This window comes from Pseudoselenomonas ruminantium (genome assembly GCF_900104055.1).
Classification (GTDB): Bacteria; Bacillota; Negativicutes; order Selenomonadales; family Selenomonadaceae; genus Selenomonas_A; species Selenomonas_A ruminantium_C.
In genome coordinates, this window is sequence record NZ_FNJQ01000007.1 from 22,255 (window position 1) to 45,832 (window position 23,578).

The 23,578-nt window shown below is 50.5% G+C and carries 21 protein-coding genes; 19 read left to right on the forward strand and 2 right to left on the reverse strand.

The features are described 5' to 3' along the window. Positions 1-2: 2 nt before the first annotated feature. The 14 genes from BLQ59_RS04545 (at position 3) to BLQ59_RS04610 (ending at position 12,061) form a co-directional block, all read left to right on the forward strand. Entirely contained in the window at positions 3-1,547 is a 1,545-nt protein-coding gene (locus tag BLQ59_RS04545) for a radical SAM/SPASM domain-containing protein (RefSeq protein WP_074571743.1), read from the forward strand. Between the two features lie 12 nt (positions 1,548-1,559). Continuing rightward, the gene (locus BLQ59_RS04550; RefSeq protein WP_074571744.1) at positions 1,560-2,867 is read left to right on the forward strand and encodes a radical SAM/SPASM domain-containing protein; all 1,308 of its coding nucleotides are present in this window, start codon (positions 1,560-1,562) and stop codon (positions 2,865-2,867) included. Beyond that, positions 2,864-3,967: a radical SAM family protein gene (locus tag BLQ59_RS04555; RefSeq protein WP_074571745.1), complete on the forward strand. Its 1,104-nt coding sequence runs from the start codon at positions 2,864-2,866 to the stop codon at positions 3,965-3,967. The genes BLQ59_RS04550 and BLQ59_RS04555 overlap by 4 nt, the downstream gene beginning before the upstream one ends. Before the next feature lie 24 nt (positions 3,968-3,991). Then, positions 3,992-4,282, forward strand: coding sequence for an MATE family efflux transporter (locus BLQ59_RS04560; protein WP_074571746.1), 291 nt, complete (start codon positions 3,992-3,994; stop codon positions 4,280-4,282). 220 nt (positions 4,283-4,502) lie between these two features. Continuing rightward, positions 4,503-4,805 carry a YerC/YecD family TrpR-related protein gene (locus tag BLQ59_RS04565; RefSeq protein ID WP_074571747.1) on the forward strand — a complete coding sequence of 101 codons (303 nt, stop codon included), beginning with the start codon at positions 4,503-4,505 and terminating at the stop codon, positions 4,803-4,805. Between the two features lie 24 nt (positions 4,806-4,829). Beyond that, positions 4,830-6,014: an ATP phosphoribosyltransferase regulatory subunit gene (gene hisZ, locus BLQ59_RS04570; protein WP_074571748.1), complete on the forward strand. Its 1,185-nt coding sequence runs from the start codon at positions 4,830-4,832 to the stop codon at positions 6,012-6,014. Next, the gene (locus BLQ59_RS04575) at positions 6,011-6,523 is read left to right on the forward strand and encodes an HD domain-containing protein (RefSeq protein WP_074571749.1); all 513 of its coding nucleotides are present in this window, start codon (positions 6,011-6,013) and stop codon (positions 6,521-6,523) included. Before hisZ ends, BLQ59_RS04575 begins: the two co-directional genes overlap by 4 nt. 69 nt (positions 6,524-6,592) lie before the next feature. Further along, a complete protein-coding gene (gene hisG / locus BLQ59_RS04580; protein ID WP_074571750.1) occupies positions 6,593-7,255 on the forward strand; it encodes an ATP phosphoribosyltransferase in 663 nt (220 codons plus the stop codon). Beyond that, positions 7,252-8,595, forward strand: a complete 1,344-nt coding sequence (hisD, locus tag BLQ59_RS04585) for a histidinol dehydrogenase (RefSeq protein WP_074571751.1) — start codon at positions 7,252-7,254, stop codon at positions 8,593-8,595. Before hisG ends, hisD begins: the two co-directional genes overlap by 4 nt. A 3-nt stretch (positions 8,596-8,598) precedes the next feature. Next, positions 8,599-9,669 (forward strand): histidinol-phosphate transaminase, encoded by a 1,071-nt coding sequence (gene hisC, locus BLQ59_RS04590; RefSeq protein ID WP_074571752.1) that lies wholly within the window; start codon positions 8,599-8,601, stop codon positions 9,667-9,669. Next, positions 9,666-10,253 (forward strand): imidazoleglycerol-phosphate dehydratase HisB, encoded by a 588-nt coding sequence (gene hisB, locus BLQ59_RS04595; RefSeq protein WP_074571753.1) that lies wholly within the window; start codon positions 9,666-9,668, stop codon positions 10,251-10,253. Before hisC ends, hisB begins: the two co-directional genes overlap by 4 nt. Positions 10,254-10,265: 12 nt before the next feature. Further along, complete coding sequence (gene hisH / locus BLQ59_RS04600; protein ID WP_074571754.1) at positions 10,266-10,883, forward strand: imidazole glycerol phosphate synthase subunit HisH; 618 nt, start codon at positions 10,266-10,268, stop codon at positions 10,881-10,883. A gap of 152 nt (positions 10,884-11,035) precedes the next feature. Continuing rightward, positions 11,036-11,761: a 1-(5-phosphoribosyl)-5-[(5-phosphoribosylamino)methylideneamino]imidazole-4-carboxamide isomerase gene (gene hisA, locus BLQ59_RS04605; RefSeq protein WP_074571755.1), complete on the forward strand. Its 726-nt coding sequence runs from the start codon at positions 11,036-11,038 to the stop codon at positions 11,759-11,761. Positions 11,762-11,857: 96 nt separating this feature from the next. Further along, a complete protein-coding gene (locus BLQ59_RS04610) occupies positions 11,858-12,061 on the forward strand; it encodes a protein kinase (RefSeq protein WP_074571756.1) in 204 nt (67 codons plus the stop codon). A gap of 71 nt (positions 12,062-12,132) precedes the next feature. Here BLQ59_RS04610 and BLQ59_RS04615 read toward each other — a convergent pair whose 3' ends face one another. After that, a complete protein-coding gene (locus tag BLQ59_RS04615) occupies positions 12,133-12,486 on the reverse strand; it encodes an ASCH domain-containing protein (protein WP_014424653.1) in 354 nt (117 codons plus the stop codon). A 162-nt stretch (positions 12,487-12,648) separates the two neighbouring features. Here BLQ59_RS04615 and BLQ59_RS04620 point away from each other — a divergent pair, with 162 nt between their 5' ends. From BLQ59_RS04620 to rfbB, 5 genes are all read left to right on the forward strand, one after another. Beyond that, the gene (locus tag BLQ59_RS04620) at positions 12,649-13,629 is read left to right on the forward strand and encodes a bifunctional heptose 7-phosphate kinase/heptose 1-phosphate adenyltransferase (protein ID WP_074571757.1); all 981 of its coding nucleotides are present in this window, start codon (positions 12,649-12,651) and stop codon (positions 13,627-13,629) included. Between the two features lie 48 nt (positions 13,630-13,677). Further along, positions 13,678-16,593 carry an insulinase family protein gene (locus BLQ59_RS04625; protein ID WP_074571758.1) on the forward strand — a complete coding sequence of 972 codons (2,916 nt, stop codon included), beginning with the start codon at positions 13,678-13,680 and terminating at the stop codon, positions 16,591-16,593. A 185-nt stretch (positions 16,594-16,778) separates the two neighbouring features. Beyond that, the gene (gene rfbA, locus BLQ59_RS04630; RefSeq protein WP_074571759.1) at positions 16,779-17,651 is read left to right on the forward strand and encodes a glucose-1-phosphate thymidylyltransferase RfbA; all 873 of its coding nucleotides are present in this window, start codon (positions 16,779-16,781) and stop codon (positions 17,649-17,651) included. 18 nt (positions 17,652-17,669) lie between these two features. Further along, positions 17,670-18,230, forward strand: coding sequence for a dTDP-4-dehydrorhamnose 3,5-epimerase (rfbC, locus tag BLQ59_RS04635; protein WP_074571760.1), 561 nt, complete (start codon positions 17,670-17,672; stop codon positions 18,228-18,230). 23 nt (positions 18,231-18,253) lie between these two features. Continuing rightward, the gene (gene rfbB / locus BLQ59_RS04640; RefSeq protein ID WP_074571761.1) at positions 18,254-19,297 is read left to right on the forward strand and encodes a dTDP-glucose 4,6-dehydratase; all 1,044 of its coding nucleotides are present in this window, start codon (positions 18,254-18,256) and stop codon (positions 19,295-19,297) included. Positions 19,298-19,594: 297 nt separating this feature from the next. Here rfbB and BLQ59_RS04645 read toward each other — a convergent pair whose 3' ends face one another. Next, positions 19,595-23,437: a PolC-type DNA polymerase III gene (locus tag BLQ59_RS04645; RefSeq protein WP_074571762.1), complete on the reverse strand. Its 3,843-nt coding sequence runs from the start codon at positions 23,435-23,437 to the stop codon at positions 19,595-19,597. Positions 23,438-23,578 lie beyond the last annotated feature (141 nt).

The following is a 23,578-nucleotide window of genomic DNA, read 5'->3' on the forward strand; positions in this document are numbered from 1 at the left end:
ATTTGCGCGTAAGTACCTATGAAATCATTTTACCTTTGATTGACCGGAATGGCAGCGAGAGTCAGGAACATGCGCTGCTGGCCAATGGAATTTATGGTGCCTTTGATGTAATACCGAAGGAGGCAGCAAGCAAGATCGCCGCCGGCGATATCGCAGCGTTAGCGCCAGCCTTGCAGGAACGGCTTCTGCGGCGCGGACATATAACCAATAAGGACGCGGCAGCGGAGCGCGACGACGCCTTGCTGATTGCCCGCCTTAGCGCCAAGCTGGTAACCGATCCGCGCATCGTTCTCTTTGTCATGCCAACCTATGACTGCAATTTTCGCTGTCCCTATTGTTTTGAAAGGAAACGCCTGCGGCATGGTCCGGAATGGCTGTCTAAGACCATGGCGCCTGAGATGGTCGAGGCCATTTTTCAGGCCGTGGAACATGAGCGGAAACGGGGCCGTCATATCGAAAGCTGCACCCTCTTTGGCGGCGAGCCCTTCCTCAAAGAGAATTTCGCCGCCGTGCAGAAAATCTGCCAGCGGGCGGGAGCACTCGGGATTCCGCTGAATGCGATTACCAATGGCTATGAGATAGATTGTTTTCGGGAACTGCTGGAACAATATCCCTTCCGGAATTTGAAAATAGCCGTAGATGGGACAGGGGCCGCACATGACCGGCATCGCCGCCATAAAGATGGCCTTCCTACCTATGCACGCATCATGGATAATATCGCACTAGCCCTGTCAAAAGGCGTAGATGTTACATTGCGCATAAACATCAATCGGGAAAATGTCGGTGAGATCAAGAAACTGCCGGAAGACTTGGCCGCACGGGGGCTCATGGAGCCGGGAAAAGATGCGAAGGGCTGGGGAACGTTTGAATACAGTTTCAAGGCGGTGGAAGAAGCGGATACCTTACCCACGCATATGAGTGAAGGCGAAGTCTTGCAGGCCATCATCGCAGCGGATCCGGTAAAAGATGAGTTGCAGGCATTGGAACACGAGAGCCTGTATGTGAATGCGGCGGTGGGCTTGCGCCGGGCGATGACGAAAAAGCAGCTGCCCTATCTTACGGCCGGCCATTGCAATGCCGTGAAAGGCAAGGCCATCATCGATCCCTATGGTGAGATCTTCCCCTGTGCCTATCTTCTCGACGATGCCAGGGAAGGCATTGGTTATGTGGATGAGGCAGAGGGGCGCTTCCTGTATAATTTCCGCAAGGCCAAGTGGGATGCTCGTACCGGGGATATTCTAAAACCCTGCCAAAGCTGTCCTTATATCTTCTTCTGTGGCGGCGGTTGTGCCATGAAGGCCAAGAAGGCAGAGGGAAATCCTTTCCGGCATCATTGTGGCAATATCCGGGAGATTTGGGATTATACAGCCGCCCGCGTAGCAGCAGATGAATGGGCAAAGCGGGGAAATGAAGAACTGACCCTTTCTTATGCCGAGCCTTTGTCTCGTTTGAGTGCATCCCAGCAGGAGAGACTGTGCACGACCAACAGCAGGAAAGAAATCTTTGCCACGCTATTGGCGCTGGGATTTTTTGAGGGAAAAACATAAGGAGGCTGCTTCATGCTGAAATATTCACGCTACAATCACTTAGTAAGAATTCCCGACGAGGAGGCCTTTGCCCTGGTGAATTTCCGTACGGGTGCAGTTGCGCGCCTGTCCCCCGTGCAAAAGATTGTTTTTGAGCAGGCTGAGGACCTGCCGGTCTCAGCTAAGGCCATCCAAAAACTCCGGCAGGGAGGTTTCCTGGTCGATTATGATGAGTTGCGGCATATGCGCACGCAGATATTTTCTGCTGGTGGCACTGGCCGGGCGCTGGGGTTGACCATCTGTCCGACGCTGGCCTGCAATTTCCGCTGTCCCTACTGTTTTGAACAGGCCAGGGGCGGGCGTATGACCCCGGAGGTGCAGGATGCCATCGTGGCTTTTGCGCAGGAAAATATGGAAAAATTTGCCTTGCATCGTTTGACGGTTACCTGGTTCGGTGGTGAGCCGCTGCTTTGCCCGGATATCATCGAAAATCTTTCGGTCCGGCTTATGGGAATCTGCCAAAAGCTAGGGGCAAGCTATGCAGCCGGTATTTTCACCAATGGCTGGTTCCTCACAGAGGAGAACCTGGCGCTGTTGGAACGGGCGAAAGTGACCACCATACAGATGACACTGGATGGGGCCACGCCTGAGACGAACGATCATCTGCGCCGTGAGGCAGGGGGCGGCTCCAGCTTTGCCCGCATCATGGAGAATATAAAAAAACTGCGTCCTTATGCGGAAGATAAAGCTCCCCATGTCATCATCCGCTACAACATGAATCGGGAGAACGCTCCGTATTTTGGAGCGCTGGCTGCCAAGATCGAGGCTGCCGCCCGGGAAACCGGCGTGGACATCACGGCCTATCCTGCCAAGATGGATAGCAGCATAGAAAATCCCCAGCACATCCGGGATGCGGCCCTGTCTCTGGACGAATATGGCCGTCTGGCCAGTTCCAATGCTGTACTGAACATCAAAACACCGGCACATTTTCGCGGGCTTTACTGCATGGCCCAATATCCGCATGCCTATGCCATAGACGAGCTGGGGGATCTGTATAAATGTTTGGAGCTCGTAGGCCGGCAGGAGTTCGTCATGGGGAATGTGAGGAGCTTCCGTCCCTTCAAGGAGCCGGCAGAAGGCATTGAGAATATGGATCGCTTTTTTGAGACAATATTTCCGGAGCAGGATGCGGAGTGCATGGCCTGCAAGGCTTTCCCGCTCTGTCTGGGCGGCTGCCCGCGCAAACGCGTTGCAGGGGAGAGAAGCTGCCTGTCCCTGAAAAGCGATCTGGATGGTTACGCTTTGGCACGTTATCGGGAAACAAGGAGTCAGGATAAATGATACAGGAATTCAGGGATGTTGGGGACGCGCAGGAAAAAAACGCAGTCTGCCGAAAATTCTGCGATCCACAGGCAAATGCCTATATGATCTTCATGGGGAGGATGGATCGCGAAAACGGTGCTGGAAATTATATCCAAATGTGCTGCGGCGGCATCATGCATCCGCCTAAAGTGAAGTATGGCCAAACTCCGGCAGAGACCTTCCGGAATTTTTTTGCGCTCCGGGAGCAGGTGATACGGAACTCGGTGGAACAAGAGGGCAGCGAAGATAAGAAAGGATTTTACTGCCATGTCTGTGAGCAGTTTGTCCAGCGGGATGACCGCCCCTGGCATTGCCGTGCCGATATTTCCCTCGTCAATATCACGGTCTCGCCTGCACCCTGCCAGGGTAATTGCTTTTATTGTGATTTACGGCATGATTGGTATGTATGGCGGGATACCGCAGAGGTGCATGCCGGCTACGAGCGCTTGCTGGAGACTTTGGCATACGGCAGGAGGAAGGGGCTGATCAGTCCTGAGGCACGATGGGTGTTTGCGTCAGGGGAGATCACCATTCACCCTTACAAGACGCAGTTCTTGGAATTGCTGGCCGGCCAGTATGCTGTTTTCTGCACCAATGGCTTTTTGTATGATGAAGACCTCGCTGAGTTTATCCGGCAGAATCCCCGTGCCAGGATCAATATCTCGCTGGATGCAGGTACGGCAGAAACCTGGAAAAAGGTCAAAGGCTTTGATAATTTTGCGCAGGTCAAGGCCAATTTGAGGCGATACAATGCTGACAGTGCGGGCGGCAGCTCCCTGCTGGAATTGAAATACATTGTCTGTCTGGACATGAATGATAAAGAAGAGGACTATCAGGGATTTGTGGGATTTGCTAAGGAATTGGGGGTCCGTCAGATCACCTTGTCCAGAGATATGCGCTATATGTATGCCAAAGCCTATTTGCCGGGAGGCAATCGCCATTCTAAGCTTATTGCCGCTGCGGCAAGACTCCATGCCCTGTGCGTGGAAGCTGGCTTTGACATCAAATGGCTGGCCTATACCCAGGCGGATATTGCGGCCATTGAAGCATTATCCGGTCAGATATCAACAGTACGCTGAGGGCATGGCAAGGGGGGATTTTTCTTGTATCCTGTATTAGCGAAATCCAGTGCGTTGGTAACGCAGAAGTTCCGGGAATTTTTCTGGCCTACGGTGCTGGCGACCATGGCCCTGCAGGTGGGCACGATCCTGGACAGCATCATCGTGGGCAATCTGCTGGGACCGGATGCCATGGCGGGTGTCGGGGTATGTATGCCGCTCACACAGATCCTGGGCGCAATTTCAGGGGGTGCGCATGCTGGTGCGCTATGTAATCCCTATGAGCTGAAACAAAAAACAGCCTTGGATACAGCATATTTCCCTGAGCCGGAATAAGCGTTTTATCTTCTGTCTGAAATACAGGATGATTTCGACAATCTGTATGTAAAGAGCATGTGTTTTTGATGGGTTTACATAACGAAACAAAAAGCTTTGGAAAGCGAAAAAATCTTTCCAGGGCTTTTCTTTTATTTACGGTTATGCTATAATGAGTGACATAATTTCACAAACTAAAGGATTAAAGATAAAAAGCAAACGCATGAAGGAGGAGAGGGAATTGGTTAATCCCAAACTGCGTGATGCGCAGAACGATATGTTGTTCCAAGCGATATTATCTTTGGAAAACATGGAGGAATGCTATCAGTTCTTTGAAGATATCTGCACGATCAGCGAACTGAAGGCATTGTCTCAGCGTCTGGCAGTGGCCCGGATGCTGAAAGGGGGACATATCTATGATGATATCGTGGCCCGTACCGGTGCCAGTACGGCAACTATCAGCAGGGTGAAGCGCTGCCTGAACTATGGTGCAGATGGCTATAAGATTGTTCTGGACAGGATACCTGCTGATAAGGCAGAGTGAGTTATTGCGAGGGGAGTAGTGTTCATGGAAAAAGACAGAAGTTTATTGAAGATTCCTTATGGCACCCGGGATTTCCTGCCGGCTGAAGCGGCGGGGAAACGAGTGGTGGAAACGCGGTTGGCTAAGCTCTTTTCCCAATGGGGGTATGAAGAGGTCGTGACGCCGTCCATCGAATATCTGGATACCTTGAGCCTGGGCGGCAGTAAAAGTATCGGCAATCATCTTTTCAAGCTCTTTGATAGGGAAAATAAGACCGTAGCCCTGCGCCATGAAATGACGACTCCCATCGCCAGACTCGTGAGCACCCGCTTGCAGGACAGCCCCCTGCCGCTCAAGCTTTCCTATATCAGCAGCGTGTTCCGTTATGAGCAGACACAGGCCGGCCGGCAGTGCGAATTCTATCAGGCCGGCGTCGAACTGATGGGCCCGGGCAGTCCCGCAACCGATGCGGAAGTCGTGGCCCTGGCTGTAACAGGACTCTTGCGGTCCGGTTTGACGGAATTTACCGTCTGCCTTGGGCAGGTAGAATTCTTGAATGGCATCCTCAATCAATACCGTCTGAGTGAACAAGAGCAGGCTGAACTCAAAGAGGCCATGGAACGGCGCAATCTCGTAGAACTCAATCAACTGGTGGATGAACTGAGCCTGCCGGAAAATGCCAAACAGGTATTGAAGAATCTGCCCCTGCTCAATGGCGGCGAGGAACTGTTGAAGAATGCCTATGATCTGGCCCTCAATGAACAGAGCCGCCGGGCGCTGGATAACCTGGCTGAAATCTATCGTCTGCTCAAAGCCTATAAAGTGGAAAAATACGTACGGTTTGACCTGGGGATTATCCGGGACTTCAGTTATTATACGGGCATGGTTTTTGAAGTTTACGCGCCGGGGCTGGGATATCCGCTCTGCGGTGGCGGCCGTTATGACCATCTGCTGGCAGATTTTGGCACGGCCTGCCCGGCTACAGGCTTTGCATTGGGCATCGAACGAATCCTGCTGGCCATCGAGCGGCAGAAACTGCCAATGCACAGCCTGCCTCGCGATGTCTATGTGGGTTATGCTCCTGGCAAGGAAGTGGCCGCCATTGAAAGGGCAGCGGCTCTGCGGGAACAGGGTAAATCTGTGGAACTGGCCGTCAGCAGTCAATCCGAAGCAATGGCGAAAGAAAGCCAGCAGCTTAAAAATTATGCGGCTTTAGAGTATCTGGCATGATCCAGCGAATCCGGCAATTTTACCGGGCGATGACAGCAAGGATAACACCTGCGGATAGACAATGGGTGGAGGAAAGCTTGCCCGCGGATGCACAACAGCTGTTTTATGCGATGCATCCGGCTGACCAGTATCATTCCCTGAATGTAGCCAAAACGGCCATGCATTTATCCTCAGAGCATCCTAGCGTAGATAGCGCACTGCTGCTAAGGGCAGCGCTGCTCCATGATGTGGGGCGTGTGCAGGGAGATATGGATGTTATGGGCAAGGTGTTGGCTGTATTGGTCAAACATTTTTTCCCGCAGAAAGCGCGGCAGCTGGCCGAACAACAGCATGGCTGGTTGGAGCATATCATGTATGTCTATTACCATCACCCGGAAATCGGCGCATTCAAACTCGAAACAATCGGCATGACCGAAGAGGCGGCCATTATCCGCTATCATCATGTCCCGGCTGCAGGAAATGAACCGCTCGAACTCGTGCTATTGCGGGCGGCGGATGAATTGAACTGATATTTGACAATTGACTTTTGACCGGTCAGATTGACTGGTCAATCCAGCGATAGAATTGGAGGCTCGTGTATGAAGTCTGAAATGGAGTATCTTACCATTGCCCTGCCCAAGGGCAAGCTCTTTGGCCTGTCGGCGGATCTGCTGGCAAAAATCGGCTATACCGCGGAAGGCCTGTCGGATAAATCCCGGAAACTCATCATCACCAATGAGGAGAAGAAGATAAAATTCATCGTGTCCAAGACTGCCGATGTACCGACCTATGTGGAATATGGGGCGGCAGATATTGGCATCATCGGCAAGGATGTGCTGCTCGAAGCGGAAAAAGATGTCTATGAACTTTTGGATATGGGCTTTGGCAGATGTCATCTGATGATGGCCGTGCCCAAGGCTGAGAAACGAGCCAAGCTCATGGATTACAACCATACGCGCGTAGCCACGAAATTCCCGCATATTGCTGAGAAATTCTTCCGTCAGCAGGGGATGCAGATGGAATATATCAAGCTCAATGGTTCCATCGAATTGGGGCCTATCGTGGGACTTTCCGAGAGCATTGTGGATATTGTGGAAACCGGCACCACGTTGAAAGAAAATGATCTGGAGGAAATCGTCTCCATCCAGGAAGCTACGGCCAGGCTGATTGCCAACCGGGTGAGCTTCAAATTGAAATTTGATCGGATCCATACGTTGGTGGAAGAATTGCGGAAAATCTTAGAAGCGGAGGCAGCAAAATGAAGATAGTCAAAGCAAGCGAATTAGGCGAGGCAGCCATCAATAAAATGTTGCAGAAACCGGCTTTTGATGAGGTGGAATTGAGCCCCAAGATTCGGGAAGCCAATAAGGCAACCTTTGGCAAGGATATGACGGCGGCAGAGCTCGTGGCCCAGATTGTCCGCGATGTGCGCTTCGAAGGTGATAAGGCTGTCCTGCGCTATACGAAACTGATTGACAAGGTTGATTGCGATATTAAGGATTTGCTGGTAACCGAGGAAGAATTTGCAGCGGCGGAAAAACAGGCAGATCCGGAAGTCGTTGCTTCCTTGAAAAAAGCGGCAGAGAATGTGCGCCGCTATCATGAGGAGCAGAAGCCGAATTCCTGGATGACTTACCGTGAGCATGGCTCCTTGCTCGGTCAGTCCCTGATTCCGCTGGATCGAGTCGGCATCTATGTGCCCGGCGGCACGGCGGCCTATCCGTCTTCGGTTATCATGAACGCTATGCCGGCTGTGGTAGCTGGTGTAGGGGAAATCGTCATGATGGTGCCGCCCAAGAATGGCGCCATCAATCCCTATGTGCTGATCGCCGCCCGCCTGGCCGGAGTCAGGAAAATCTACAAGATTGGCGGCGCGCAGGCCATCGCTGCCCTGGCCTTTGGCACGGAGACCATTCCCCGTGTCGATAAGATCACAGGTCCTGGCAATATCTTTGTGACCTTGGCCAAGAAGGAAGTCTATGGTCATGTGGATATCGATATGCTGGCCGGTCCCAGTGAAATCTTGATCGTGGCAGATGAGAGTGCAGATCCGGTCTATACGGCAGCGGATATGCTGAGCCAGGCTGAACACGATCCCCTGGCTTCGAGCATCGTGATCACTGACAGTGAGAAATTGGCCCGTCAGGTGGCAATCGAAGCAGAAAACCAGCTGCAGAAACTGCCCCGGCAGGAAATCGCCCGGGCTTCCATCGAGCGCAATGGCCTGATTGTCATTGCGGACAATATGCAGCAGGCCCTGCGCTTTGCCAATACTTCGGCGCCGGAGCATCTGGAACTTCTGACGCGCGAACCGTTCCAGCTGTTGCCCTATGTGCGTCATGCCGGAGCCGTGTTCCTGGGCGCTTATTCGCCGGAGCCGCTGGGCGATTACTTTGCCGGGCCGAACCATGTACTGCCCACGGGCGGCACGGCCCGCTACTACAGCGTATTGAATGTGGAAACCTTTATGAAACGCACGAGCCTGATTTCCTATACCCAGCCCGCTTTGGAAGCGGTCAGTGAGGATATCATCCGTCTGGCCGAAACGGAAGGACTGCAGGCTCATGCCAATGCAATTCGCTTGAGAAAGGGGAAGATGTGAATTATGTTGAAATACCGTACCGGACTTAAAGATATGCCGTCCTATGATGTGGTGGAACGGGATTGGAAGATAAAAGTCAACGCCAATGAATGCAATATGAACCTGCCACCGATGGTCGAAGACCGGGTGATGGGCAGATTATCCCGTGTGGCCTTTAACCGCTATCCAAACGAGGAATATGATTATCTTTGCGAACAGATTGCCGACAATCATAATCTGCAGAAAGAAAATGTCCTGTTGGGCAATGGTTCCAGTGAAATCATTGAAAAACTCTTTTACTGCTTTGGCGGTACCAAGGCAAAGAAAATCGTCTATCCCGTACCTTCTTTTTCCATGTATGGCATCTACGCCAAGGCGGCGCAGGCGCAGGGAATCCCCGTGGATCTGAACGAAGATTACACGCTGGACAAGGAAAGATTCGTTCAGGTCGTCAATGAGGAAAAGGCAGGACTCGCCGTTATCTGCAATCCCAACAATCCGACAGGCAATGGTTACAGCCTGGCTGATATGGAATATATTGCGGCCAATATTCACAGCAATTGTGCCTTATTGATCGATGAAGCCTATATGGAATTCTACGGCCAGACCGCAGTGGGGCTGCTGGCCAAATATCCGAATCTGATCGTGGCCAGGACCTTCTCCAAAGCCTATGGATTAGCTTCGGCCCGTGTCGGTTATATGCTGGCCTCTAAGGAAATCGTGACGATGATTGGCAAGTCCTATATGCCCTATCATATGAATGTCCTGTCGCTGGTTACGGCCGATATCGTCTATCAGATGCGTCATGAATATGTACCGCGCATTCAGATGATGATTGCGGAACGCAAACGCATGCTGACGCTTTTGGATAAACTTCCCGGCGTAACGGTTTATCCTTCGGAAACGAATTTTATCCTCATAAAATATGCCAAAGCTGAGGATTTAAACAAGTATCTCGAAGAAAAAGGTATTGGCCTGCGCAGTTTCGGCAGGGCGCCACGGTTGGAAAACTGCCTGCGCATTTCTATGGGGCTGCGGGAAGAAAACGATGCCTGGTACAATGAGATGAAAGCCTTTGTGGAGGGACGGGCATGAGTAGAGAAACTGCGGTAAAAAGAGAAACTGCTGAAACGAAGATTGCCCTAAATTTGAATCTGGATGGTACGGGGAAAAGCCTGCTGGATTCCGGCATTGGCTTTTTTGATCATATGCTGAATCTGATGACAGTCCATGGATTGATGGATCTGGAACTGCGCTGTGATGGCGACTTGGAAGTCGATGGCCATCATAGCGTGGAGGATATCGGCATTGCCTTAGGCGATGCTTTTAAAGAAGCAATTGGCGATAAAAAGGGAATCTGCCGTTATGGTACCTTCTATCTGCCGATGGATGAGGCATTGGCGTTCGTATCCCTGGATATCAGCGGGCGGCCGTTCCTCGTCTATGATGGCGGGGAAATGGCGCCGATGGTGGGCGGTTTTGATACGGAACTGGTGGAGGAATTCCTGCGGGCTTTTGCGGTGCATGCAGGACTCACCCTCCATGTAAAAGTGCTCTATGGTAATAATACCCATCATAAGATTGAAGCGATTTTCAAGGCTTTGGGACATGCGCTGCGGATTGCCGTAAGCCATGATCCAAAGGTCACGGGAGTTCCATCGACGAAAGGGATGCTCTAAGGAGGGCGGCTGATGATTGCGATAATTGACTATGGCGTAGGCAATTTATTCAGTGTGGAAAAGGCCTTTGCCGCGCTAGGCGCAGAGGCAAAGATTACCAATAATCCGGATGAGATAAAAGCAGCCGAAAAGCTCGTTTTGCCTGGCGTAGGTGCTTTTGGTGACTGCATGAAAAATCTTGAAGGCAGCGGGCTGATTCCGCTGCTCAAAGAGGAAGTTGCTACCAGCAAGCCGCTTCTGGGAATTTGCGTAGGCTTGCAGATCCTTTTTGATGGCAGCGAGGAATCGCCGGAAGCGAAAGGCTTGGGGTTCATTCCCGGCCAGGTAAAACGGATTCAGGCTGAGGGGCTGAAAGTGCCGCATATGGGATGGAACCGGCTGCATCTAACTGAACCGCGGCAGGAAAAGGATTTGTTCGCGGGGCTGGAGCAGGATAAGGAATATGTGTATTTCGTGCATAGTTATCATGCGGTTCCGGAAGATAAAGCTGTTGTCACGGCTTTAACAAATTACGGCGGAGAAGTTACGGCTGCGGTACAAAAAGATAATATCATTGCTACGCAGTTTCATCCGGAGAAATCTGGAGATGTAGGACTTCATATAATAAAAAACTTTTGCGATTTGAAGTAAATGCGTAATTATGTACTTTTCTTTGGCGCAAAGAAAAGTACCAAAAGAAACAGCGGACTGAAATTCCATCCAGGAATTTACGTCCGCGAGCGCTCATCCTTGAGCGCTAGGCGTTTGTGCTGTTTTTCTCTTTGAGGGTATAGGGGGATTCTATGATTATTTTTCCGGCGATTGATATTCGTGGGGGTAAATGTGTTCGTTTGTTGAAAGGTGATTTCAATCAAGAAACCGTATTCTCGGATAGTCCTGCGGATATGGCTCGCAAGTGGCAGGCTCAGGGAGCTGAGTACCTGCATTTAGTGGATTTGGATGGGGCTTTAGCTGGTTCTTCGCAGAATCTGGCGGCCATTGAGGAAATACTGAAATCTGTGGATATTCCCACGGAACTTGGTGGCGGGATTCGGACGATGGAGCAGATTGATCAGCTTTTGTCGATGGGAATTACTCGGGTCATTCTGGGGTCGGTTGCCGTCAAAAAACCTGCTTTGGTGAAAGAAGCCTGCGCAAAATATGGCGAACGTATTGTGGTGGGAATTGATGCCAAAGATGGGATTGTGGCTGTGGAAGGCTGGGGAGAATCCGGCAATATCGGCGTGATTGAACTGGCACAGGAAATGAAAAAAGCTGGCGTCAAGACGATCATCTATACGGATATTTCCCGCGATGGCACGTTAAGCGGCGTAAATGTAGAAGCCACGGTCAAGCTCGCAAAAGAAAGTGGCATAAAAATCGTTGCTTCCGGTGGAGTAAAATCGTTAGACGATATCAAAGCGTTAAAAGAACAGGAAGCTGCTGGCATTGAGGGCGTGATTGCCGGTAAATCCATTTATATGGGAACCTTGGATTTAACGGAAGCCATCAAAGCGGCAAAAAGCTGATATTTTTCCGAAAATTTCTCAAAAAATACTTGCCAAATCTGCTATTATTGTCTACAATGATAGCAGATATATTTTTCTATAAAGGAGAAATGAACGATGGCAAGAAAAGCAAATTACGAAGAGAAAATCAATGCTATTGAAGCAAAAATCGCCAAGAAGCAGGAAGAAGTCAAGGCTCTGAAAAAGCAGCTGGATGATCTGAAATCCAAGAAAGCTCAGGATGATTTCAAAGAACTGACGGAATACATGACGGCTAACAACCTGAATGCTTCTGACGTTCTGGCTTCCATCCGGAACTGATTATTCACATGAAAAAGGAACCATACCTATTGAGGTAATGGTTCCTTTTTGCTTTATGTGCCAGAATGATTTTATAAATCTTCGTGGACTTCCGTGAAATAGATTACTGTTACGGTATCTTCCATCAGGATCCGGCGTTTGTAGATTTTCTCGAAATCGGCTACCAATTCTTCCTGCGAGTTGATTTCCGGATTCTGGTGACCTAAGTCATTGGAGGTCAAGGTGCCCATGGTCTTTACCCTGACTTTGTCGAGATAAGCAGGATAGAGTTTGTGTTTGGGCTCGCCTTTTACGCCAGTGGTGATCCAGACAATAGAGCCTTCCGGATAGAGTTGGCTTACATCCCCTAAACGCACGGTGCAGTTCTTCGTGCGTTCCATCAGCATTTTCTTATGCTTGGCAGCTTGAAAATTCAAGGCCATCATAAAGCAACATCTCCTATCTGTTTGTTTATAATAAATCCTTGTCTTTTATTATAACATGAAATTTACAGTATTGATAGAGCTTATGTGTAAAGTTGTATAGCAGGATTTTTCTTTTCCTTCGCGAATATACGAATATGTTACAAGATATGAGGAGGCGGCATTATGGATGGACAGCGTTTACGGGAATTTTTGGCTGCTAAGCCGGAACAGTGCAATGTTTTGGTGGTGGGCGATATCATGCTGGATAAATATTATTATGGGGAGGTTACCCGTATATCCGGTGAAGCACCTGTGCCAATCACGCGGGTACAATCCTCTACGGAAAAGCTGGGCGGCAGTGCCAATATCGCTTACAGCTTAGCCGTGCTTGGCTGCAAGGTCAGCATTGCCGGTTTCGTGGGAAAAGATTCCCATTGTGAAAGCCTGGTAGAAAAATTCCAGCATTATGGCATCGATGCCAGCGGACTTATCTATACGAGCCGGCCAACCACGACCAAGGTGCGTATCATGAGCGGCAACCAGCAGATGTTCCGGCTGGATTTTGAAGCGGCGCAGGCTATCGATTTGGCGGATATGGCGCGCTACGAACAGTATATCGGTGATAAGCTCAGTGAAAGCCTGGACTGTGTGATTATCTCCGACCATGCCAATGGCGCCTGCACGGACGCTTCCTGTAGCTGGATCATCGAAAAATGCCATAATCATGGCGTTCCGGTAGTCGTAGATATGAGTACCAGTTCCTGGGTGAATTATCGTAATGCCGATTATGTGGTTGCTAACCTCAAACGCATTAATCAGCAGCTATTGCAGCCCATTGAAAATGAAGATGCAGCAGTGGAGAAGGCCTGCCATTATCTGATGCGCAAATTCCATATCAAGAACATCATTGCCACCCGCTCACAAAAGGGCATGGCCCTGGTGCGGGAAAATGAAACCGTGCATATTCCCACAAAGGCGCAGGAACTCTTTGATGTTCTGGGTGCTACCGATGCCGTGACAGCTGTTTTCGGTCTGGCCTTGGCTGGAGGACTTCCGCCCGCCTTGGGGGCTTATCTGGCCAATCTGGCCGCCAGCCGGGTTGTCACCCGTTTGGGAACCTATGCCGTTACCCGCGAAGAACTTGAGAGTCTGCTCGTACAGTGATATACTATATAGTATGTTTTGAGAACCGATTGCAGTAGGAGTGATTTTGTGAAGGTTAATGACCATATCCATGGATTTAAAGTAATAAATCGCAGTGAGAGCAAGGAAACCAGCTCCATTGCCTGGACGTTTGAACATGAAAAAAGTGGCGCCCGCCTTTTTTTCTTACAGAACGATGATGATAATAAGGTATTTTCCATCAGCTTCCGTACGCCGCCTTTTGACGATACTGGCGTGGCGCATATCGTGGAGCATTCCACGCTCTGTGGCAGCCGCAAATATCCGCTGAAGGAACCGTTTGTGGAACTGGTGAAAGGTTCCCTCAACACCTTCCTTAACGCCATGACCTATCCGGATAAGACCATGTATCCTGTGGCCAGCCGCAATGATAAGGATTTCCAGAACCTGATGGATGTCTATCTTGATGCCGTGTTTTATCCGAACATGCTGGAAAATCCGCAGATCCTGATGCAGGAGGGCTGGCATTATGAAATCGATGATGCCAAGGCACCGCTTACCTATAGTGGTGTGGTTTATAATGAAATGAAGGGCGCGCTTTCGGCACCGGATGATCTGCTGGAGAGCCGGATCATGGCTGCCCTTTACCCGGATAATACCTATGGCTATGAGTCCGGTGGCGATCCCGAGGCCATTCCGCAGCTCAGCTATGAGATGTTCAAGGATTTCCATCAGCGCTATTACCATCCCACCAACAGCTATATCTATCTCTATGGCGATCTGGATATCGAAGAAAAGCTGGCTTATCTGGATGCGGAATACCTGTCCCATTTTGACCGCATTAAGATTGATTCCCATATCGAAAAACAGCCGGCCTTTGCGAGCCTTCAGCGTCAGAACCTCCAGTATCCGGCCAGCCCCGATGAAGATACGGCGGAAAAATCCTTCCTGTCCCTGAGCTGGGTGGTCGGTGAATCCCTGAACCTCACGGATATGATGGGGCTGGAAATCCTCGAGCACGCCCTGCTCAGAACGCCGGCAGCTCCCTTGCGCAAAGCCTTGATCGATGCCCAGCTGGGCAAGGATGTGGACTCTTCCTTTGAAGAGGATATCCTGCAGCCTTTCTTCAGCATCATCATCAGCAATTCCGAAGCGGACCGGGTGGATAAATTCTACAGCATCGTGCAGGAAACCCTGCAGAAACTGGCGGCAGAGGGCATTGACCGCACCCTGCTCGAAGCTTCCATCAACCTGCTGGAATTCCGCCTGCGCGAATCGGATTTTGGTTCCGCACCCAAGGGGCTTATCTATGGCATCCGCATCATGAAAACCTGGCTCTATGATGGCGAACCGGAAAAGGTATTGGCCTATGAACCGATAATCCAGGCCATGAAGGACGGACTTAAGAATGGTTATTTCGAAGATCTGATCCGCCGCTATTTCCTGGACAATCCGCATGCTGCGCTTATCACCATGGAACCTTCCAAGACCATGGCCGCAGAACGCGAGGAAAAACAGACGGCAATGCTGGCTGAGCGCAAAGCCGCGCTGAGTGATGCCGATATCCAGCAGCTGATTGCCGACAACAAGGCCTTGAAGGAACGCCAGCAGAGCGAGGACAGCGAAGAAGCGTTGAAGACCATCCCGCTGCTGAAGCTTAGCGATATCCGCCGTAAGCCCTATGAACTGCCACTGGCAGAAAAAGAGCTGGCCGGCACCAAGGTACTCTTCAGCGATATCGAGACCAGCGGTATTGTCTACCTAAGTCTGCTCTTTGATGCTCAGGTAGTGCCGCAGGAAGATATTCCTTACGCCTTCCTCCTGAGCGAGTTGATTGGCAACGTGGACACCGAGCAGAGCACCTATGCAGAACTAGCCAACCGCAAGAACCTGCACACCGGCGGTATCACCTATGATATCGTGACCTATACACGCAACAATGAGCCGGATTCCAATACGCCGAAATTCAAGGTCAAGGCCAAGGTCCTGCGGGAAAAACTGCCTAAGCTGCTGGAACTCTTGCAGGAAATCTTGACGACCAGCAAGTTCAGCGATGAAAAGCGCATCAAGGAACTATTAGAGCAGGAACAGGCTACGATTGAGCTCAATCTGCAGCGTTCGGCCCATCAGGTCGTCAGCGCCCGTCTGGCTGGCTATCTGACACCTGCCGGCCGTTATGCCGATGAAGGCGGTCTGCCTTTCTATCCCTTTATCAAAGGCCTGCTGGCTGATTTCCCGGCTAACCTGCCGGCCATCGCGGCAAAACTCAGCGAACTGGCAAAGATGATCTTCAACCAGCATAATCTGATTGTCAGTGTAACGGACCGTGCCGAGTATTACGATGGTTTCGCGACAGAATTCGGCAAATTCCAACAGGGCTTGGGGCAGGAAGTCTATCCTGCGCAGGAATACCATTGGGATTTACGGGCCCTTAACGAAGGATTGACTTCCTCCAGCCGTGTGCAATATGTGGGTAAAGGCGCCAACTTCCTGAAGCTTGGCCATCGGTTCACGGGTACCATGCATGTGCTGGAAACCATCCTGCGCTATGATTACTTCTGGACGAAAATCCGCGTTCAGGGCGGTGCTTATGGGGCATTTACGAGCTTCAACCGCAACGGCATGATGTACTTTGGTTCCTATCGCGATCCAAATCTGACGGAAACGCTGGATGTGTTCAATGGTACGGCAGATTACATTGGAAACTTTGCGGCTTCCGAGCGCGAGATGGATAAATATATCATCGGCACCATGAGCAATATCGACACGCCGCTGACGCCGCAGATGAAAGGCAGTGCCGCTGCCACCTGCTGGCTGAGGGGGATTACCGAAGCTGACCGCCAGCAGGCAAGGGATGAGATTCTCAATACCCGTCAAAAAGATGTACAGGCTTTGGCCGGGCTGGTGAAGGACTGCATGGATAAGAACGTTCTCTGCGTATTCGGCGGACAGGATAAGATCCAGGAAAACCAGCAGGTTTTCGGCGAAGTCCGGCCGGCACTTTAAGCTGATATTTCTATAAGAGTCTATATTTACGAAACCGTCCCTGCTGGTAAATAATCAGCAGGGACATTTTTATGGCATCTTGAAAAGCTGCACCATACGTATCACACCTCATGCTCCTTAGGACTGGTATAACAATAGAAAATATAGTATAATAGAGTGTATTGTGACAACGGGGGTGTATTGATTTGATCAAAAAGGGAATCATTTTAGCTGGTGGATCGGGAACACGGTTGTATCCGCTTACCAGGGTGGTATCCAAGCAGTTGATGCCTGTATACGATAAACCCATGGTCTATTATCCGCTGAGCACGCTGATGCTGGCAGGGATCAAGGATATTCTGATCATAACTACGCCTCAGGACAGCGAGCAGTTCAAAAAGCTGCTGGGGGATGGCAGTCAGCTGGGCATTAGCATAAGTTATGCGGTACAGCCCAGCCCGGATGGTTTGGCGCAGGCTTTCATCATCGGTGAGGAATTCATCAACGGCGAAGGCTGCGCTCTGGTGCTTGGGGATAACATTTACTATGGTTCGGATCTGGCCCAGTCGGTACAGCGAGCTGCAGCCATGGATGAGGGTGCGACCGTCTTTGCTTACTATGTATCTGATCCGGAGCGTTATGGCGTTGTTGAGTTCGATCGCGACGGTCATGCACTAAGCCTGGAGGAAAAACCGGCTCAGCCAAAGTCTAACTATGCGGTAACAGGCCTGTATTTCTACGATAAGGACATCGTGGATGTGGCTAAGTCCATCAAGCCCTCAGCTCGTGGGGAACTGGAAATCACGGATGTGAACAAGATTTATCTGGAGCGTGGCAAGCTGCAGGTGGAGAAGATGCGCCGCGGTTATGCCTGGCTGGATACAGGGACACATGAATCCCTGCTGGATGCAGCGGCTTTCGTGCGCACGATCCAGGCCCGTCAGGGACTCAAGATTGCCTGCATCGAGGAAATTGCCTATCGCATGGGCTACATCAGCGCGGAACAAGTACTGGAGCTGGCAAAACCACTGGCCAAGAATGAATATGGTCAGTATCTGCAACAGATTGTAACGGAATAATGGGAGAGACTATATATAATGAAAGTAACAGAAACAAAACTGAAAGGTGTCTATGTTGTAGAACCGCAGGTCTTTGGCGATGCCCGGGGTTGGTTTACGGAGAGTTGGTCGGAGAAGAAGCTCGCGGAAGCTGGCATCAAGGCTGATTTTGTACAGGACAATCACTCTTATTCTGCGCAAAAGGGGACTTTGCGCGGCCTGCACTATCAGCTCAATCCCATGTGCCAGGCCAAGATGCTGCGTTGCACCCGCGGGAAAATCTTTGACGTGGCTGTGGATATCCGCAAAGGCTCACCCCAGTATGGGCAGTGGGTAGGTGTGGAGCTGTCGGCCGAAAATCACAAGCAGCTCTTCATTCCCCGTGGCTTTGCTCATGGTTTCATCACGCTGACCGATGATGTGGAAGTACAGTATAAGGCAGATAATTACTATGCACCGGAATGTGACGGCAATATCCGCTGGGATGATCCGGAAATCAATGTCGAATGGCCCATCGAGCCGGTCATCCTTTCCGACAAGGACAGAGTTGCGCCGCTGCTTAAAGAGCGCACGGATTTGAATTTTGTATATGAAGGTTAATTGACTTAAGGGGATTATTTTCTATGAATATCGTTGTTACCGGTGGTGCCGGTTTTATTGGTTCTAATTTCGTTTATTACATGCTCAAGAACCGTCCGGAAGATAAGATCATTTGCTTTGACAAGCTGACCTATGCGGGCAATATGGCTACGTTGGATGAAGCCATGAAGTATGAGAACTTCAAGTTCATCCGTGGGGACATTGCCGACCGCAAAGCTGTCTATCATATGTTTGAAACGGAAAAGCCGGATGTGATCGTGAACTTTGCGGCTGAATCCCATGTGGACCGTTCCATCGAAAATCCGGAGATTTTCCTGCAGACCAATGTGATTGGTACCAGCGTACTGCTGGATGCCTGCCGCAAGTATGGCATCGACCGTTATCATCAGGTGTCTACGGATGAGGTTTATGGCGATCTGCCTTTGGACCGACCGGACCTGTTCTTCACGGAAACGACTAATCTGCATACTTCCAGCCCATATTCGGCCTCCAAGGCTTCTGCAGATTTGCTGGTCATGGCTTATCACCGTACTTACAAGGTGCCAACGACCATTTCCCGCTGCTCCAATAACTACGGTCCGTACCATTTCCCGGAAAAGCTGATTCCATTGATGATCATCAACGCCCTGGGTGGCAAGAAACTGCCGGTATACGGCGACGGCCTCAATGTACGTGACTGGCTCTATGTGGAAGACCATTGTGCAGCCATCAATCTGATCCTGCAGAAGGGCAAAGTCGGTGAAGTCTATAATATCGGCGGCCATAACGAGAAAGCCAATATCGATGTTGTCAAGACAATTCTGAAGCAGTTAGGCAAAGGCGAAGATATGATTGAATATGTCAAGGATCGCAAGGGACATGACCGCAGATATGCCATCGATCCAACCAAGATCCACGAAGAACTTGGCTGGCTGCCGGCAACGAAATTCGAAGATGGCATCAAGGCAACGATCCAGTGGTATCTGGATAATCGTCAATGGTGGGAAGAAATCATCAGCGGCGAGTATCAGGATTACTATGAACGGATGTACGAAAAGAATTCAGATTTGGAATATGCACGAATCTGATCACAAAAGAGGATAATTTATTCCAATACGAAAAAACGGACCTCGTAGAATCGTTTCTAAGGGGTTCGTTTTTATTTTTAGGTATAAAGTATAGCATGTAAATTTCAAAACGCTGACAGAGCCTGTTAACGGCAATAAAAAATGCCTCAATTCATAACTTCCGATAATTTATACTTATCGGAAGTTATACACATAAAAATGTTGATAAGTAAAAACCAGCTGATTTTTCCTGAGAAAAATTCAGCTGGTTTTAATACTATCCTGCTTTATAAAAATTTATCTGCAATTTGTCTGCATTTAACAGAATAATGCAATCTGGTCTGTCTCTCCCATGCCATCCAAACATCCATGGTCTTTGAGGATATCGATGTTGGTTTTGGAAATACCAGTTCGGCGGCGCAAGTCTTCAATACTGGTAAAGATACCATCTCGGCGGGCTTCGACAATACTTTGCGATGCCTTGGCTCCCATACCGCCTAAACTGGCCAATGGCGGCAACAAGGATTTTTCATGGATAATGAACTTTTCGGCATCCGATGTGTAGATATCTACATTCTCACAGTCATAACCTCTGAGGTACATTTCCCAGGCCAGCTGCAATACGATTAATGTTGCGTTCTGCTTGGCATCGAGTTTTTTCTCCTTGGAAATCTCCTCCAATTCTTTAATCTTGTCCCCAACAAAATCTTTTCCTCTGGCAATGACGTTGGCATCGAATTCGTCGGCCCGGATAGAAAAATATGCTGCATAGTAAGCCAAAGGATAATGCACCTTACAGAAGGCAATGCGGTAAGCCATCATAACATAAGCTGTTGCATGTGCCCGCGGGAACAGGTATTTGATTTTCTGGCAGGAGTCGATATACCACTGCGGAATATCCCCGTCCTGCAGTTTCTTCACCACATCTGGATCGATGCCCTTCCCCTTTCGCACTTTTTCCATAGTCTTAAAGGACAGCAAGGGATCAATACCATGATGGATCAGGTACATCATGATATCGTCACGGGCAGAGATGGCATTCTTGATGGTACACTGGCCGCTGCGGATCAAGTCCTGGGCGTTGCCCAGCCACACGTCCGTGCCATGGGAAAAGCCGGAAATACGCACCAGATCCGAGAACACATCCGGATTGGTATCGTCAATCATCTGCCGGGTAAAGGGCGTACGGAATTCAGGGATGCCGAAGGTGCCCGAGGTTGCCCCCAGTTCTTCCGGTGTCAGGCCCAAAGCATCCGTACAGTTGAAGAGCGACATGGTCGCCACGTCATCAAACGGTATGGTTTTCGGATCGCGGCAGGTCAGGTCTTCCAGCATCTTGATCACCGTCGGATCATCGTGTCCCAGGATATCAAGCTTAACCAGACGGCTGCTGATGGAATGATAATCGAAATGGGTGGTGATCGTGCCGCAGTTCATATCATTGGCCGGATGCTGTATAGGCGTGAAGAAATGCACGTCCATATCTCGGGGCACAACCATGATGCCTGCCGGGTGCTGGCCGGTTGTGGACTTTACGCCCATGCAGCCATGTGCCAGACGGTCGATATAGGAGATATGTTTCTTGATGCCCTTTTCTTCAAAATACTTCTTCACATAGCCAAAGGCTGTCTTATCGGCAACGGTCTGGATGGAACCGGCGCGGTATACGTTGTCCTTACCAAAGAGGATTTCCGTATACTTATGGGCTACAGGCTGATAAGTCCCCGAGAAGTTCAGGTCGATATCAGGGACCTTGTCCCCATCGAAGCCCAGGAATACGGCGAACGGTATATCGTGACCGTCCTTTATAAGCGGCGTGCCGCAGACCGGGCAGTCCATATCCGGCAGGTCATAGCCGCAGCCATAGGAACCATCCGTTATGAACTTGCTGTACTGGCAATGCGGGCAGCGCCAATGCGGTGGCAGTGGGTTAACCTCGGTAATCCCCGTCATCGTGGCGATAAAGGATGAACCTACGGAACCACGGGAGCCTACTAGATAGCCATCGTCGTTGGATTTTTTCACGAGGCGCTGAGAAATGAGATACAACACCGAAAAACCGTGGCCGATAATGGGCTTGAGCTCCTGCTGCAGCCGTGCTTCCACGATTTCCGGCAGATTTTCGCCGTACATGGCCTTGGCCCGATTATAGGACATGCTTTGAATTTCCTCGTCAGCACCGGGAATCATAGGCGAATAGAGATCATCCGGAATCGGTTTGAACTTCTCGATCATATCATTGATCTTCCGGGGATTGGTCACGACGGCTTCATAGGCCGCTTCGGCTCCAAGGTATTCGAACTCGGCCAGCATCTCTTCAGTGGTGCGAAGGTATAAGGGTGGCTGCATATCCGCATCATCAAAGCCTTTTCCCTTCATTAATATGGCGCGGTAAATATAGTCCTCGGGATTCAGGAAATGCACATCGCAGGTAGCAACCAGCATCTTGCCCAGCTTTTTGGCCAGCTCTGCTACCTTGAGGTTGATATCAATCAAATCCTGGTCCGTATTGATATTCGGAAATTTATCGCTGCGTTTCAGGAAGTCATTGTTATGGATGGGCTGGATTTCCAGATAGTCATAGAAGGAGGCAATCTCAATGAGCTGTTCCTCGCTCTGCCCCTCCACGATTGCCCGCATCAGCTCGCCCGCTTCGCAGGCTGAACCAATGATGATGCCATCCCGGTACTCCTCGATGATTCTCTTGGGCAGACGGGGCTGGCGATGGAAATATTTGACATGGGACAGGGAGACCAACTGATAGAGATTACGCAGTCCGTTGGGATTCTTGGCCAGGAAAATGATATGGTTGGCCCGCTTCTGTTCGAAATCATCACCAGTCAGATAACCTTCCATGCCATAGATAACTTTGATATTGAGTTTTTCTGCCGCCTTTGCTGCATCCGGATAAGCCTGCACCACACCGTGGTCAGTGATGGCAATGGCCGGCCAGCCCCAGCTGTCAGCGGTCTTGATCAGGTCCTTCACCGAAACCACGGCGTCCATGGCACTCATGGTCGTATGGGCATGGAGTTCCACGCGTTTGACTTCGGCGTTGTCCTCGCGTTTCTTGACTTCTTTCTTGGCCAGAGCGTCCACAAAGACTACATACTCATTCATATAAGTATCGAAGCGCACAGAGCCTTTGATGCGCACGGCCATGCCTTCTTTGAGCTTGCCCATGATCTCGTCGAAGTCTTCTTCCTGGCCATTGCGCCCCTTGCCGGGCTTAAAGAATTTCTTGCAGGCAATGCCGTCGGATTCATCGGACAGACAGAAGGCCAGCATCTTCGTGCCGGTCTTGAATTCGATGGTCTTGAGTCCGGAACCAGCACCCTCGCCGATAAAACCTTCGAGGATGACGTTTTTCGTCTCGCCTTCCAGCTCGGCAATAAGCTGCCGCTCGCCCATGATGCTGCGGCCGAAAATGGTATTGCCAGCCCCCTGTACCACCACAGGACGGGAAAGATCTTCCCGCTTGGGGGCAGGTGCGGCTTGGGGCTTATCACTGGCTGCTGGTTTCGGTGCGAGAGCCGCTTTGGCTGGTGCAGCAGGTGTAAAGTCTGCCTGCGCTTCGGCCACGCGTTCCTTGTACACGGCTGCCTGATATTCTGGCGTGTCAAAGCTGTCATCTACGGAAAGATTCTGCAGGACTTCGTCACTGGCCTCGCAAACCACAGGACAGCGATAGCCCAATATATCTTTAATGGCTCTGCCCATCAGCTGAGTTACGGCATGAGCCCGCATGATCTCACCGCCCAGCTCTCCGGGAACCTTGATAATGAGTTTGCTTCCGTCAACTACATATTTCGACCGTTTCAAAAGCTGGAAAACCGTCGGATTGCCTTCGGCTACAATCGTAACCAGCTGCGGCCAGACCTTGCTGATACCATCTTCGATATCAATGATATCCTGATAGAAGATGACCGATTGCAGATTGCACTTGCCCTTGATCTGCTCAGCCGCCCGCTGTAAGAGTGCATCCGGAATGAGTGTCTGACTGGTCAAGGCAATTTCCCAGAGACTAATCTTGATGCTGACCTCCACATGACGAATCACCGCATTTTTCAGCAGTGTCTTTTCCTCATCCTGCAAGGTCATCCCCTGCACCAACTGCCAAAACATATTCTCTTGTTGCGGAACAATACGGTATTTCTGCATAAATCTAAATACACCTCATCCATCGCCTTGCGGTCCCCTGCCCGGGGAGTCCACAGGACTCCCGCGACTACGTCGCCCCCTCAAGGGGGAGGCCTTTCATACTGGCACCAAAAATATTCGGTCTATCGTTGCTCAGCGCTC